The sequence below is a fragment of the Corynebacterium sp. AOP40-4SA-5 genome, from assembly GCF_052377355.1.
In the GTDB taxonomy this organism is placed as follows: domain Bacteria; phylum Actinomycetota; class Actinomycetes; order Mycobacteriales; family Mycobacteriaceae; genus Corynebacterium.
This window is the reverse complement of record NZ_JBQSWS010000067.1, coordinates 1-426: the sequence shown is the minus strand read 5'-3', so window position 1 is coordinate 426 and position 426 is coordinate 1. Positions and strand designations below refer to the sequence as shown.

Sequence of the window (426 nt, the reverse complement as noted above, 5' to 3'; positions counted from 1 at the left end):
TAACTAAGCTGCCTCGGGTGCCTCAGCAGCAGGTTTGTTGAACAGATTCATCTCGAACTCCACCGGCGGTACATACCCCAGCGACGAGTGCAGCCGTCGACGGTTGTAGACCACCTCAATCCACCGGGCGACAGCCTGGCGTGCCTCGGCCCGGGTCGACCAGGTGTGCCGGTCGTAGAATTCGGTTTTCAACGTGGCCCACACACTTTCGGCCATCGCATTGTCTTAAGCCACACCCCGGTTCTACCCACCGACTGCAGCACCTGCAGATCCTGGCACACCCGGTGCATCTGCTCACTGGTGAACTGGCACCCACGATCAGCGTGGAACACCACGTCATCGGGCAGTTCCCCGCGTAGCGTGTGTGCCATGCGCAGGGCACGTTCCACCAGGTCAGTGTGCATGTGGGTGTCCATCGCCCAGCCG

At 61.5% G+C, this 426-nt stretch carries 1 pseudogene; it reads right to left on the bottom strand.

Annotated elements, in window-relative coordinates:
• Nucleotides 1-3 precede the first annotated feature (3 nt).
• Nucleotides 4-426, bottom strand: a pseudogene (locus ACT3S3_RS15300) (integrase core domain-containing protein); the annotation flags it as partial.